The organism is Lutibacter sp. (genome assembly GCF_016342705.1).
In the GTDB taxonomy this organism is placed as follows: domain Bacteria; phylum Bacteroidota; class Bacteroidia; order Flavobacteriales; family Flavobacteriaceae; genus Lutibacter.
The window spans coordinates 124161-138834 of the sequence record NZ_JAEINV010000003.1; the positions used below are offsets into that span (position 1 = coordinate 124161).

At 28.1% G+C, this 14674-nt stretch carries 10 protein-coding genes; 3 read left to right on the forward strand and 7 right to left on the reverse strand.

The genetic code is table 11. The annotated features are described in order from the left end of the window. The first annotated feature begins 64 nt into the window (after positions 1-64). Positions 65-2284, forward strand: coding sequence for an FUSC family membrane protein (locus JEY78_RS04200; protein ID WP_291847047.1), 2220 nt, complete (start codon positions 65-67; stop codon positions 2282-2284). Between the two features lie 9 nt (positions 2285-2293). On the opposite strand, the gene JEY78_RS04205 is transcribed toward JEY78_RS04200, so the two are convergent. The 4 genes from JEY78_RS04205 to JEY78_RS04220 form a co-directional block, all read right to left on the reverse strand. Next, the gene (locus JEY78_RS04205) at positions 2294-3913 is read right to left on the reverse strand and encodes an amidohydrolase (RefSeq protein WP_291847050.1); all 1620 of its coding nucleotides are present in this window, start codon (positions 3911-3913) and stop codon (positions 2294-2296) included. A 5-nt stretch (positions 3914-3918) separates the two neighbouring features. Further along, complete coding sequence (locus tag JEY78_RS04210; protein WP_291847052.1) at positions 3919-5322, reverse strand: M20/M25/M40 family metallo-hydrolase; 1404 nt, start codon at positions 5320-5322, stop codon at positions 3919-3921. A gap of 69 nt (positions 5323-5391) precedes the next feature. Then, positions 5392-7119, reverse strand: coding sequence for a TonB-dependent receptor (locus tag JEY78_RS04215; RefSeq protein WP_291847054.1), 1728 nt, complete (start codon positions 7117-7119; stop codon positions 5392-5394). A gap of 55 nt (positions 7120-7174) precedes the next feature. Next, positions 7175-10192 carry a tetratricopeptide repeat protein gene (locus JEY78_RS04220; protein ID WP_291847055.1) on the reverse strand — a complete coding sequence of 1006 codons (3018 nt, stop codon included), beginning with the start codon at positions 10190-10192 and terminating at the stop codon, positions 7175-7177. Between the two features lie 201 nt (positions 10193-10393). Between JEY78_RS04220 and JEY78_RS04225 the strand changes: the two genes are divergently transcribed. Together JEY78_RS04225 and JEY78_RS04230 are read left to right on the forward strand one after the other, a co-directional pair. Then, positions 10394-11083, forward strand: coding sequence for a cell division ATP-binding protein FtsE (locus tag JEY78_RS04225; RefSeq protein ID WP_291847059.1), 690 nt, complete (start codon positions 10394-10396; stop codon positions 11081-11083). A 2-nt stretch (positions 11084-11085) separates the two neighbouring features. After that, on the forward strand, positions 11086-11967 hold the full coding sequence (locus JEY78_RS04230) for a glycosyltransferase (RefSeq protein ID WP_291847061.1): 882 nt from the start codon (positions 11086-11088) through the stop codon (positions 11965-11967). Positions 11968-12037: 70 nt separating this feature from the next. Here JEY78_RS04230 and JEY78_RS04235 read toward each other — a convergent pair whose 3' ends face one another. The 3 genes from JEY78_RS04235 to JEY78_RS04245 form a co-directional block, all read right to left on the reverse strand. Continuing rightward, positions 12038-13150 (reverse strand): glycosyltransferase, encoded by a 1113-nt coding sequence (locus tag JEY78_RS04235; protein WP_291847064.1) that lies wholly within the window; start codon positions 13148-13150, stop codon positions 12038-12040. A gap of 27 nt (positions 13151-13177) precedes the next feature. Beyond that, positions 13178-13411, reverse strand: a complete 234-nt coding sequence (locus JEY78_RS04240; RefSeq protein ID WP_291847067.1) for a uroporphyrinogen decarboxylase — start codon at positions 13409-13411, stop codon at positions 13178-13180. Positions 13412-13651: 240 nt separating this feature from the next. Continuing rightward, positions 13652-14662: a dipeptide epimerase gene (locus tag JEY78_RS04245; RefSeq protein WP_291847070.1), complete on the reverse strand. Its 1011-nt coding sequence runs from the start codon at positions 14660-14662 to the stop codon at positions 13652-13654. Positions 14663-14674: the final 12 nt, after the last annotated feature.

Here is a 14674-nt window from a genome sequence, read left to right on the forward strand (position 1 = left end):
ATATTTCAATAGTTGTTAGATAAAAATAATACTGCGTAAATTTGAACTTTCAAAATATATACAATTGGAAGTTTTAAAACGGTTTTTTAAAAGTTTAGATTTTTTAAAAGGAATTGTAATGGCAATTGCCATATTAATTCCTGTTTTTTTAAGTAAATACTTTTTACAAGATATTCATTTTGGGTTTAGTATTGCGTTAGGCGTTTTATTTTGTGCGCCTGCAGACGTTCCAGGAAGCACAAAACACGTTTTTTTCGGTATTTTAATTGCTACATTTTTATCGTTTAGTTTAACATTATTATTTGGTTCAATTGCAACTATTTTTTGGTTGTTGCTGCCAATTTTAGGAATTTCAGTTTTTGCAGTATCGTATATTGCTGTTTTTGGTTTTAGAGCTTCGTTAATTTCATTTGTAGGTTTACTATCAATTATATTAAGTTTTACCAGAGATTATTCTAAAGAAAGTTTACTGCAACATGCAAGTTTAATAGCTTTGGGTGGTTTGTGGTATTTAATGTTAACATTTTTAAAAACACGATTATTTCCTAAAATTCAAACCGATCAATTTTTTATTAAAACCATAGAAAAAACGGCTGATTATTTAAGAGTGAGAGGAGATTTGCTGCTTTGTACAACTGATAGAAACGAATTGTTTCAGAAGCTATTTAAACTACAATTTGAAATTAATGAGCATCATGAAACTTTAAGAGATATTATTTTAACTTCACAAAGTAAAAATACATTATCTAATAAAGTTAGAAGACAACAACTGTTATTTACGCAATTGGTTGATGTTTTAGAATTGGCTGTTGCAAATCCAGTTGATTATGAAAAATTTGATGTAGTTTTTGAAAAGCATAAAGAAAAAATTGAGGATTTTAAAAAATTAATGTATGAAATATCACATCAATTAGATCATATTTCTAGAGTTATTAGAAAAGAAGAAGAATTAAAACCAAATACTGAAATACCTTCAATTATAAAAAATATTGAACGAAATATTGATTTATATAGAATTTTAGTAACAATGCCAAAAGCTAGATTTGGTACATTAATGTTATTAAATTTAAAAAACTACCAAGAAAAACAAGTTCAAAATGTTATTTCTTTAGAACGAATTTTAAATAATTATGCAACCAATGATAAGATTTTAAGCGTTAAGGAAGCAACACGTTTTTTAACTCCGCAGGATTACGACTTTAAAAAGTTAACAGAGAATTTCACATTTAGTTCTCCTATTTTTAAGCATTCTTTGCGTTTAGCTATTATTACAATTATTGGTTTTATAATTGGAAAATTATTTTCAATGCAAAATCCATATTGGATTTTATTAACCATAGCCGTAATAATGCGACCAAGCTTTGGGTTAACAAAAACCAGATCTATTCATAGAGTTATTGGTACATTAATTGGCGCAACAATTGCCGCTGTGGTAATCTTATTCACTCAAAACCCTGTAGTTTATGGTATAATTGCAACAATATCATTGCCTTTGGCTTTTTCATTAGTTCAATTAAATTATAGAAATGCAGCCGTATTTATTACGTTAAATGTGGTTTTTGTATATGCTTTGTTTGAACCAAATATTTTATCGGTTATTCAATTTAGAATTATTGATACTCTTATTGGCGCAGCATTGGCATTTTCGGCAACCTATTTTTTATGGCCTTCTTGGCAGTTTCAAAATATTCATGAATATTTTATAAACGCTATAAAATCTAATCAATTGTTTTTGAAAGAAATAGCGTCATTTTATCATGCAAAAGGCGAGGTTTCAACAACTTATAAAGTGATTAGAAAGAAAGCGTTTTTAGATATTGCAGAAATGAATTCAGCTTTTCAAAGATTGAGCCAAGATCCAAAATCTAAACAACTAGAACTTTCTACTATTTATGAAATTACTGTTTTTAACAATACTTTTTTATCGTCACTTACTTCATTAGGAACCTATTTTAGAAATAATAAAACATCTACTGTACCTATTGAATTTGATGTTTTTGTTGAAAGAATATGCTCTAATATAAAAACAGCAATTAGCATTTTAGAAGATACTGAAATTTCTCATAAATTGGCAGAAACATCAATTGAAGATGCTGAAAATTCTTATGAAAAAACATTTAATGAACTTTCTGATAAAAGAGATTTTGAAATTGCTCAAGGCGAAGAACATTCCGCAAAAACGGGAAGTCAACTGAAAGAAATACTATTAGTTTCAGAACAATTAAAGTGGTTATTTAAGCTTTCTGAAAATTTAATAGAATCAGTTAAAAAGTATAAAAAATAGTTTAAAAATCTATTTTACTTTCACTCCATTAATATAAGTTTCCTCAATTTTAATAGTCGGAATTTTAGATTCTTCAATTTCCATAATATTTTTATCAATAACTATAAAATCAGCAAATTTACCAATTTCAATACTTCCTTTTTCTTGTTCTTCAAAATTAGAGTAGGCAGCCCAAATGGTCATTCCTTTTAAGGTTTCTTCTCTAGTTAAAGCATTCTCTTTTTGAAATCCATTTTCAGGAAAATTATTTAAATCTTTTCTAGCCACAGCCGCATAAAATGTCAACAACGGACTTACTTTTTCAATAGGGAAATCTGTACCAAGTGCCACTTTTCCATAAGTGTTTAACAGTTCTTTATAAGCATAAGCGCCTTTTATTCTTTCTGTACCAACTCTGCCTTCAGCCCAATACATATCACTTGTTGCATGAGTGGGTTGTACGGATGGAATTATGTTATTAAAAAGGTGAAAATCTGTTTTGTCAACAATTTGGGCGTGTTCAATTCTCCAACGTCTATCTTTTTTGTCATTTAATACTTCTTTATAAGTTTTTAGCATTACAAAATTTGCAGAATCTCCAATTGCATGTGTATTCATTTGATAATCGGAACCTGCAATTTTTTTAGCATAACGTTCCAAATCTGCTAATGGCGTAACTAATGCTCCAAAATGATTATGTTGATCGCTATATGGTTGTTTCATTGCGGCTCCACGAGATCCCAAAGCACCATCTGCATAAACTTTAAAAGAACGAACGTTCAGTAAATCGGTTTTTATAATTCCTCTTTTAGTGAAATAATCAATATTTTTATCACTTACAGAAACCATGGCATATATTCTTATTATTAATTCTCCAGCTTGTTGTAAACTATCAATTAATTCAATAGTTTCTTTTGATAAACCGGCATCATCAACAGTTGTTAAGCCAAGGTTAATACAAATATTCTCAGCATCTTTTAATGCTTTAATTTTCTCAGCTTTTGTAGGTTCAGGAATTTTTGCTTCAATTAATTCCATTGGAGCATCAATAAAAATCCCCGTTAGTTTTCCATCTTTTTGAATGATTTCTCCACCAGAAAATGGTGTTTTTACTGTAACTCCTGCTAAATCTATAGCAGCTTGATTGGCTAATATTGCGTGACCATCAATTCTGGTTACGGCAATTGGTGTATTTGGAAATAATTCATCTAGCTTTTCTTTTGAAGGAAATTCCTTTATTTCCCAATCATTCTGATCCCAACCTCTTCCTGTTATATAAGTAACATTTTTTTCTTTTTGAAAATCAACAATGCGTTGTACAACTTCGTCAAAACTTTTGGTGCCTTCTAAATTTACTTTTTGTTGTTGTAAACCTAATCCGTAAAAATGACAATGTGCATCAATAAATCCAGGAACTATAGTTTTACCTTTTGCATCATTAATATATATTGGAGAGTATTTTAATTGCATTTCCACTGAAGTTCCAACATCAATTATTTTACCATCTTTTATGGCGAAGGCTTCAGCTTTTTGAAGACTATCATTTGCAGTATAAATATGGGCATTTATTATAATTGTATCAACTTCAATTTTTTTTGTACAAGAAAAAAACACGAAAGAGAAAATTAAAAAAAAGTATAAATTTTTCATTGTATTTATTTTAAATATGTGTCTAATAAATATACTAAAGAAGCCATGGATGCCGCTCCAAGTTCTAGCTCTCTTTTATTCACTTTATCAAAAGTATCTGTTTCTGCATGATGGTAATCGAAATAACGTTGAGAATCTGGTCTGTAACCAAATAATGATATTGTTTCAGATTTTAAAGGGCCAATATCTGCTCCTGAGTGGCCTTCTTCAATTTCACTTAAACCGTATGGTGCTAATAATGGTTTCCAGCTTAAAAATAGTTCGGCATTTTCATTTGTTGCTTCAAACGTAAAACCGCGAGGTGTAAATCCTCCAGAATCTGATTCTAAAGCTGCAATATGATTTTCATTTTTAGCTTTAGCTTCTTCGGCATATTTTTTTCCTCCTCTTAAACCATTTTCTTCATTTATAAATAAAACACATCTAATAGTATGTTTTGGCTTAATTCCGTTCAATTTAAATAAACGTAAAACTTCAATAGATTGCACAATTCCTGCCCCATCATCATGAGAGCCATCTCCCAAATCCCAGGAATCTATATGACCACCAACAGTAATTATTTTATCAGGAAATTCGGTTCCTATTAGTTCACCAATTACGTTATGAGATGGTTCATCAGGTAATGTTTTACAACTTTGCTTAAAGTAAAATTTTAAAGTTGGATTTTCTTTTAATTTTTCGCTTAATAAATTTGCTGCTTTTGTGCTTATTGCTGCCGTTGGAACTTTTTCATTTTCAGCAATATCTCCGTAGCTCATAGCTCCAGTATGTGGATAATCATCAATACTACTTGTCATAGATCTAACAATTGCTCCTATAGCACCAAATTTACCACAAACCATTGCTCCGGCATACCTTTGGTCTACACAACCTCCATAAGCTTTAAAAGTTTGTATATGTGTATTATCAAAAGGTCTATTGAAAAATACAATTTTGCCTCTCAATTTTTCTCCTAAACTTTCAACTTCCTCTAAATTTTGAACTTCAATAACTTCACCAGTAATTCCAGTTACTGGAGTAGGAATAGAACCTCCCAAAGCACAAATTGGAACATTATATTTTTCTGTATTTAAAGTAAAGCTAGCTTCTTCTTTTTCCCCTCTATACCAATTTGGAACCATTACATCTTGCAACCAAACTTTATCAAAACGTAAATCTTGCATTAATCGTTCTCCCCATAAAATAGCAGCTATGGATTCGTGAGAACCAGATAATCTACCTCCAATTTCATTAGATAAATAATCTAACCATTGGTACGATTGTCCATTTGTTAAAGCTGTGTTGAAAATGTTTTTAATAACAATGGAATCTTTTTTATTAACTTGATTTTCAGTAGTTTTTGAATTTTTAACATTAGTGCAAGAACTTAATGTGATAATTAAGATAATACAAGTAAAAATGTGTTTCATTATTTGTGTAGTTTTTTAAAAGTTTAAAACTACACAAAAATCTTGAAAAAATAAGATATGTTTAATGTTTTACAAATCAAATTTATAAGTAATTCCTGCCAACGCTTGTAGAGATTGCACCTGATAATTATTAAATTGGTAGTATTTTTTACCCAAAGCGTTGTTAATTTTTGCAAAAGCTGTTAATCTATCTGTAAAATTGTAGCCACCACTTAAGTTTAAATCTAAGTACGAATCATTTTTTACAATGGAACCATTTTCAAAAGGCATTGTGTATGGAATTACATAATCTTTTGTTTCGCCACGGTAAAATAATTTAGCGCCAGCAAACCATTTGTTTTTTTGAAAATCTCCCGAAATAGTTGCAGTTATTGGAGATAAATTCCAAGCCTCCAACTCATTGGTAGTTGTGTAATTTGCATAATTAACAGTAGTGCTAAAATTAAATTCTTTGGACGCTTCAATGGTTATTTCTCCAAAAAAGTTTAACGTTTTTATTGCGTCATAAATTACATGAAAAGAATTTCCGGCTTGGTAACTTTCAGTAGTTGTGATAGTTCCATCGGTTTTTGTTTGATTTTGGATAAATAATGGTTTATTTTTTTCATTACTATGGCTCACATTAAAGTTGAAACCAATATTTGAAGCCAGTTTTCCTTTTGCACCTACAAAAGCATTATATTGTTTGTCCGTTTGAAGAATATTTAAAGTAGGGGAAATGTATGGATTTTCATTTGCAAAACTGTTGTAGGTATTCTGAATTAAATCTCCATTTACTCCTGCTAATAAAATAAAAATATCATCTACAATTTTAAAGGATGCTGAAACATTTGGGTATGCAAAAAATTTATTTATTTTTCGTTCTAAATCATTAGAATAATAGATTTTAGCACCTAAATTAATTGTTAAGTTTTCACGTAAAACTTCAAAATTTGGACTAGCTCCTAAATTTACAAAACTATGTTTTAGGTTTGAAATTGAATTATATTCTTGCTGAAATTTACCAGTAACAATATCTACCATAAATTCTGAAGTAATTATTTCAGAAGAAATTGGAAATTCAATAGTTGGTTTTGCCAATAAGCGTATTTCATTACTGTCATAATTATCTGAAAAATTAATTACTTCCGCAGTTGCGCCTTTAAAAATTCCATCTTCAACATCAACTTTTCCTCCAGCATAAATGGTTTTATAAACTTGTTTTTCATCTAAATTATCAATGAAAGAAGTATCAAAAACCGTACTTTCTGGAAGACCATAATAATTATACAATTTTCTTTGAACTCCAGCATTTACTTGCCAATTAAATTCTCTATCAAATTGTTTGTAAAAAAGATCAACTCTAGTATTTGCAAAATTATCATTTAACGGACTATCCTCAACACCGCCTTCTGAAGATTCGTGTTTTACAAAAAAGCCATAATCATTATAACGTGTATCTCCAGTATGAATAAAAGCTTCAAGAAGTGGACTTTTAAACGTTCCAAAACCGGCTGTTATATAGTTTTGATAAATTTGTTCTTTTGGAGCTCTGGCAATATTTTGTGCTTTTCCTTTTGTAGGTGTAAAAGTGGAGGCTACAGGAATTGAGAAAATACTATAGTTCACTTTTTCTTTTGAAAAATTTGTAACGCTTTCCAAACTTGGATTTATTTTTATTTTAAAGGCATCGGAAATTGTTGGTGTATATGGTTTTTCAACAACAATTTCTTCGGTTTTTAGCGTATCTTTTTTTACTTGAGCAAAAGAAAATCCTGTTATTAAAATTGAAATGAAAGTTATAAAAAGCTTTTGCATTGTATGTTTTTTTAATGTTGGAATTGAATTTTTGTACATTTTATTACTCGTCAATTTAATTTTTTACAGATTCGTTTGTTTTTGCTTGTTCGGTTTTAATTTTAGTAAGTTCGGCATTTGCTTCTTCAACAATATCTTTAAATTCAGCAAAGTTTTTTTGAACACTTTCTAAAATGTAGGTTGCTTGGTAAGCATCGTTTAATTTGTTGAAATTTTTAGCCATTAAAATTAAACCTTTTGCACCCCAATATTTATAAGCGGCGTAATCTGAGGCAATTTTTTGAACAATTTCATTGGATACTCTGTAGCTTCCGTCTTGGTTTTCAAAATAAGCTTTATAGTATAACGCTTCGGCTTTCAATTCGCCGCCAGCAATTTCTTCAACTTTTTTGTAAGCTGCTCTTGCTTTGGTTTCATTATTGGTTTTAATGGCTGAACGAGCAATTATTATGTGGGCGTCAGATTTAATTCTGTCTTCAACTTTGGCATCATTTAAAACTAATTCTGCATAACTTTCAGCACTTGAATAATTTTCTTTTGCGTAATAACCTTTCATTAAGTTAGATTGAGCAAAGGTTCTATTTTGTGCTTGTTCAGCTTCTTTTTCTAAACGTTCTAAGACAGGAATTGCGGCTGTCCAATTATTTTTTTCTAAATAAATAACAGCTAATTTATACAAGGCATTTTCAGTAAATTCATTTTGATTTTGATCAATTACAAACGTATAATATTTTATGGCTTCTGAAGCTTCATTATTAGATTGTAAAGATTGCGCCAAGTAAAAATTTGCTTGAATTTTATGTAAACCATTTGGAAAACTTTGCAAATACTTTTTAAAGTTTAAAATAGATTTTTTATGATCGTTTTGTAAGTATTTTTTTTCCGCAGATTCGTACATGTCATTGTCTAATTCTGCATCAGAAATATTCACAAAATCTATATCTTTTACCCAAGTTGCATACTCATCAACTCTACCTAAATCTACATAAATTTGACGAGAGTTTTTAATGGCTTGTTTTGCTTCAGCAGAATTTGGAAACTGTTTTACTACTGTTTTATAAGTTGTTAAAGCTTGTTCGTTTCTGTCTGTATTGTAATACACCAAACCTTTTTTTAACATTGCTTTTGAAACTAACGGACTTCTTTTAAAACCAGTTATTAGTTTATCAAAATTTTCTAAGGCTAAATTATTTTCATTTTTATTGATGTAAGAATTTCCTAAAACATAATACGCATCATCTCTATATCCAGATTTAGTATGTGTATTTAAAAATGAATTTAACTCTTTAATTTTGGCGTTTTCATTACCAACTAAGCCATAACTTATAGCTTTTTGAAACTGCGCATAATCTGTGTCAACACCTTTCATTTCAATAGCTTTATTGTAAAAAGAAATGGTGTTATTGTAATCTCTGGTTATAAAATAGCTATCGCCAATTCTTAAATAACTATCATTTTTTTTGATTGGATCTGTAGTGCTTTTCCCAATATATTTTTTGAATTGATCAATTGCATTGTCAAATTCTTTTTGTTTAAAATAGGCGTAACCTAAGTTGTAATTTACATCATTAAATTCGGTTGTTTTAGATGCGCTATTGTTTGAAATAAAGTTTTTAAAATCTTTAATAGCATCATTAAAATTATTTAATCGGTAATTAGTTTCACCTTTCCAATAAGTAGCTTGTGCGGTTGTAGTTACATCTTGAGTGACTGTTAAAGAATTTTCGAAATTTTCTTTGGCCGCCGAATAATTTTCTTCATTAAATAACTCAACACCTCTGTAAAATGCCACTTTTTGATACAAACCTTGTTCTTTTGTAGTTCTTTTACTTTTTAAGAAATCAAGTGCGCCTTTATAATCTTTTGAAGTGATGTAAGCACTTATAATTAAATCGTTAATTTCATTTTTTGAGGTAGAATTTGGATATAAATCAATGTATTCTTTTAAAACATCAGGTACACTTTTATAAGGATTTCCAATTTCATAACTTAATTTGGCATAGTTTAACCAAGCGTCTTTTTTTATTTCGGAATCAAATTCCATTTGCGAAGCATTTCTAAATGCATTTAAAGCTTCTTGTTTTTTATCGAGTTTTAAATAACATTCTGCTAAATGATAATAGGCATTTTGAGCCACACTGTTTGTTCCATCAATAATTTTATTAAAGTTGTTAATGGCATTTTCAAAATCTTTTTGTTTGTAATAGCTGTAACCTAATAGGTAAAAATCGGTATTATTAAATTTACCTCTTTTTCCTTTGTAATTATTTAAATGTGGCAATGCTTCATTATATTTTTGAAGATTGAAATAACTTTCACCAACAATTTTTGAAATTTCAGAATGTTCAACACCTCTGGCAGTTTTTAATAATGGTAAACCGTTTTCAATAGCTTTGTCAAATTTTCCTAACTTAAAATTCATATCTGCCAAATAATACGATACATCAGTTTTAAAAGAAGAATTGTCGGCAACTTCACCTAAATATTTGTCGGCAGTAACATAATCGTCAGTATCATAAGCAATATAGCCATAATAATATTTTGCTCTAGCGCCATATTCTTGAGAATCTAATAAAGTTAAAAAATAGCTTTGAGCTTCTTTAAAATTTTTGGTAGCAAATAAGGAATATCCGTAATTAAAGTTAAATTCTTCTTCCTTTTTTAAGGATAGGTTTATTGTTTTAACTTTTGCATACCATTTTGTAGCATAAGGGTAATTACCTGTTTTAAAATAATATTCTGCAATATCTAAAAAAGCACCGTTTCTTTTTGTGCTAGTTGGGTATTTATCTACAAAGTTTTGCATTAATTCATCGGCATTTTGTTGCCCAAGTCTTATGGCTGAATTTGCAATATAGTATTCGCAATTTGCTTTTTGTTCAGATAAATTATCGTAATTATGTTTTATTTCTTCAAATTTTTGCTGTGCAGCTGCATAAGATTTGTTTTGATACAATTCAACAGCATGATTGTATTCTCTAAGATTGTTGGTGTATATTTCGGTTTTTTGCGCTGATATTGAAAATGTTATTAGAAACATTACAACTACGTGAACAACTTTTTTATTTATCATTTTTAATAAACATTATATGTATTAAACTTATACTCTAATAACGTAATATTTTATTGAAATTGCATACCTACGTTATATTTTTAATAAAGAACTTTATTAACATTTTTGGTTTGTTAAGATTAAAAACTTTAAAATTATTAACTGCTAAATTGTTGAAACTTTACATTTAAATATTTAGTTTTGTTTAAAATAACAATTCCTATGCCAGAAAATATTTTAATGTTGCAAGATGCTCAAATTTTTCAAAGAGATAACTTGGTTTTGTCTCATGTTAATTTGAAAATTGATGAAGGTGAGTTTGTATATTTAATTGGAAAAACTGGAAGTGGTAAAAGTAGTTTAATGAAAACTTTGTACGGAGATTTACCTTTAGAAAAAGGCACCGGAAGTATAGTTGGATTTAATTTAAATACGCTAAAGGAAAAAGAAATTCCATTTTTACGAAGAAAATTAGGTATTGTTTTTCAGGATTTTAAATTGTTAAATGATAGAAATGTTTTTGAAAATTTACGATTTGTTTTAAAAGCAACAGGTTGGAAAGATGATGTTAAAATGAAAACTAAAATTATGGAAGTTTTAGGAAAAGTTGGAATGGAAACTAAAGATTTTAAAATGCCTTTTCAATTATCTGGAGGAGAACAACAGCGTATTGGTATTGCCAGAGCGTTATTAAATGATCCAGATTTAATTTTAGCAGATGAACCTACAGGGAATTTAGATCCGGCAACTTCAGTTGGTGTAATGAATGTTTTAAAAGAAATTCACGATAGCGGAAAAACTATTTTAATGGCAACGCATGATTATGCCATTATTTTAAAGTTTCCGCACAAAACTATTAAGTGTGAAGGAGGCGAATTGTTTGAAGTGGTGCAGCAAAGAGGTCAACATTAGCTATGATTTCAATATTAATACCTGTTTATAATTATAATATTGAAAATTTAATTACCAAATTAAATTTTCAATTGTCAAAAGCAAATATTGAGTATGAAATAATTTGTATTGATGATGCTTCTGAAAAATATTTAAATGAAATTAATTTTATTATTCCTAATTTTAGATTGATAGAGTTAAAAACTAATGTAGGCAGAAGTAAAATTCGAAATATATTAGTAAAGGAATCTAAATTTGAATGGTTACTTTTTTTAGATACTGACGTACTTCCAGAAAATAAAAATTTTATAATTAATTATATTGATTTTATAAAGAAAAATTCAAATAGAGTTTGTTGTGGTGGAATTGTTTATCAAAGAAATAAGCCAGAATCAAGTAAATTATTAAGATGGGTTTATGGTAAAAAAAGAGAAGAAATTCAGGTATCCAAGAGGACTCTTAATCCATACGAAAAATTTTCAGGCGCAAATATTTTAATAAATAAATCTATTTTTGAAAATTGCAGTTTTAATGAAAATATTTCAAAATATGGTTATGAAGATTTACTTTTTGCTGAAGACTTGAAAAAAAACAAGATAAGTATTAGTCATATATATAATCCTGTTTGCCATTTTGGATTGGATAACAATTTAATATTTTTAGAGAAAACAAAACAAGCATTAGAAAATTTAAATTTTTTAAGAAATAATGATTTATTAACTGGAAAGTCTATAAAAATTCTAAAAATATTTAACATAATAAAAGCAATTAAATTAAATAGGCTTTTAGTTAGAATATTTATTAATTTTCATAAATCATTCGAATATAATTTAAAAAGCAACAAGCCTAATTTGATTGTTTTTGATACCTATAAACTTTTATATTTTTGTTATTTAAATAAATGATTAATTATATGATTTGTAATAGGAAATGGAGTAATAAATATATAAAGTGTTTATATTGAGGTTTAGAAATTTATTCAATATTTTTAAATATTTCTATTAATTTTTTTGATTCGTTTTCCCAATTTAACTCTTTAGAAACGTCTTTTAAATTTTTGCGCCAAGTATTGTATTGGGTTTCATTTGAAAAAATATTTTCAACAGCTTTTGCTAATATTATAGGGTTATGAGAGTCTATAACTTTTCCAATATTTGTCCTGGTAATTAAATGAGATACATTTTTAGTGTTGGATGCTAAAATAGGAGTGCCAGCCTGAATGTAATCAAATATTTTATTTGGTAAACTGAGGGTGTAATTAAGGTTGGTGTTTTTATCTAAAGAAAGTCCTAAATCTGCAATTTTAGTATATTCCATTAAACTTTCATAAGGCATTTTATCTTTAAAAAATACAAAATCAGTAAGATTCATATGTATAACATTAGATTTTAATGTTTTAATAACATCTCCAGAACCTATAATATATAGAATAAATCCATTTAAATATTTCATCATTTCAACTGCTTCTTCCGCTCCTCTATCTATATTAATACCGGAACCTTGTAGGATAATCATTTTAGATTTTCCTTTTATGGACTCAGCTAAAGTTTTGTTTATAATTAAATTACTTAAAACTGGCGCTAAGTTTCTTATTACTTGTACGTTTACATTGTATTTGTTGCAATATATTTTTGCAATTTCTTCATTTACGGTGTAAACATTTTTAAGTTTTGGAAATATAAACTGTTCAATTTTCAACCAAAAATTTTGTTGAAAAGGTCGGTTTATTAATTCTGGAACTTCAGTAAAAAGTTCGTGACTATCATAAACTAATTTTTTTTTAAAGATACTGCTTATTAAAAAATTGGGAAGCAAAGTGTCTAAATCATTGGCAAGTAAAATGTCTTTTTTTAAAAAGAACAGTTTAAAAAATAGACGAATATTATATTCAGCATAAAATAAGAACCCTTTTCTAAACAATAATTTAAAGCGAAAAACTTTATATTCTTTTGAAATTGATGAACTATTTTTTAATTTTCTGCCAATTAGTAAGACATCAAAATTATTTTTGAATAAAGTAGTACAAATTTTATGTACTCTTTGGTCAGTAACTAAATCGTTTGTAACAGAAACAATTATGCGTTTCAAAAGAAAAAATTTCTTGCAAATTAAGGATTATTTCTTAATTCTCTTAAAAGTTAGGTAGTAAATATTAGCAAGTAAAATAAAAGCGTTTGTTATAATTATTGGCCAAGAAATAGCTAACATAACACCGTAAACTACAAATAGAACTGCTCCAATAGAATTTATAATTCTTAAAGTGTTCAGGTTTTTCATCATAAAAGAAATGATTAATGCTAAGGAAGCCAAATAACCAACCCACTCGGTAATTGAAATATTTAAAAACATATTATTTTTTTAAGGGCGACAAATATACAATAAATTAAAATACAATATGTCCTTAAAAAAAGAAACCTCACCCAAAGTATGAGTGAGGAAAATTGCTATGAAAAAGATTGGTAAGCTATGAAACTTACCGAGGCAAATATACAAACTATTTTAATTTGTAAAACATTTTTTTTGTTAAATTTTTCTAAATTTCTTATTATATGATATAAATCAGTTTTCCATGAAAAATAGAGATGTTTTTTACATAAGTTTAGCACCAATGCCATTGGAATTATTGAAAATAATGTTTCCATTTACTACTTTAACTCCTGTTGCAATATCGTTTTTTAATAAAAGTGCGCCGTCCATATCAACAAAGTCCAGTAATGGAGTAAGGTGAGCAATTGCAGAAATTCCAATGGAAGATTCCGTCATACAGCCAACCATTGTTTTTAGATTTAAATGTTTAGCTCTTTTAATCATCTTTAAAGCGGGTGTTAATCCACCACATTTCATAAGTTTTATATTTACACCATGAAAATGAGTATAACATTTATCAATATCTGACTCAATTTGGCAGCTTTCATCGGCAATGATTGGTAGTTCAGACCTGTGAAAAACCCTTTCGGCTCCATGCCAATCATCTGTTGGCAACGGTTGTTCAATAAACTCAACGCCTAATTTTATTAGTGCCATAGAGTTTTTAATAGTTTCTTCTGGAGTCCAACCGCAATTTGCATCAATTCTAAAAATAGCATTGGTATGTTTTCTAAGTTCTGTAACTATTTCTAAATCGTTTTTTGTACCTAATTTAATTTTATAAACTGGAAATGGCATTTTTTTCATTTTTAACACCATTTTTTCAACATTATCAATTCCAATTGTATAATTAGTAAGTGGAATATTTTTTAAGTTTAAATTCCAGTACTCATATAATTTAATTCCTAAGCTTTTTGTATATAAATCGTTGTATGCTTCATCTAAAGCGCATAATAAAAACATATTATTTTTAAAATGTGGAAATAAGTATTCCCAGTATTTTTCAGGAGTTTTTGAAAAATTATTTTCAATAATTAGTCGTTTTTTATTTAATTCTTCAACAAATTGAGTAGTTGTAGTTTTGTAATATGGGTTTGCAGTGGCTTCACCAAAACCAGAAAATCCGTTTTCTTGCAATTCAACAATTAATGAAGGAATTTCTGTGCGTGTTCCTCTAGATATTGTAAAAGGATCTTTTAATTCTAAATTAAAAGTTCGTATAATTAATTTCATACAAAAAGGAAA

Bases quoted from the DNA above. Each gene is read 5' to 3' on its own strand.
- JEY78_RS04245 (WP_291847070.1), bottom strand. From the start codon at position 14,662: ATGAAATTAATTATACGAACTTTTAATTTAGAATTAAAAGATCCTTTT.
- JEY78_RS04210 (WP_291847052.1), bottom strand. From the start codon at position 5,322: ATGAAACACATTTTTACTTGTATTATCTTAATTATCACATTAAGTTCT.
- JEY78_RS04205 (WP_291847050.1), bottom strand. From the start codon at position 3,913: ATGAAAAATTTATACTTTTTTTTAATTTTCTCTTTCGTGTTTTTTTCT.
- JEY78_RS04225 (WP_291847059.1), top strand. From the start codon at position 10,394: ATGCCAGAAAATATTTTAATGTTGCAAGATGCTCAAATTTTTCAAAGA.
- JEY78_RS04240 (WP_291847067.1), bottom strand. From the start codon at position 13,411: ATGTTTTTAAATATTTCAATTACCGAGTGGGTTGGTTATTTGGCTTCC.
- JEY78_RS04220 (WP_291847055.1), bottom strand. From the start codon at position 10,192: ATGATAAATAAAAAAGTTGTTCACGTAGTTGTAATGTTTCTAATAACA.
- JEY78_RS04230 (WP_291847061.1), top strand. From the start codon at position 11,086: ATGATTTCAATATTAATACCTGTTTATAATTATAATATTGAAAATTTA.
- JEY78_RS04215 (WP_291847054.1), bottom strand. From the start codon at position 7,119: ATGCAAAAGCTTTTTATAACTTTCATTTCAATTTTAATAACAGGATTT.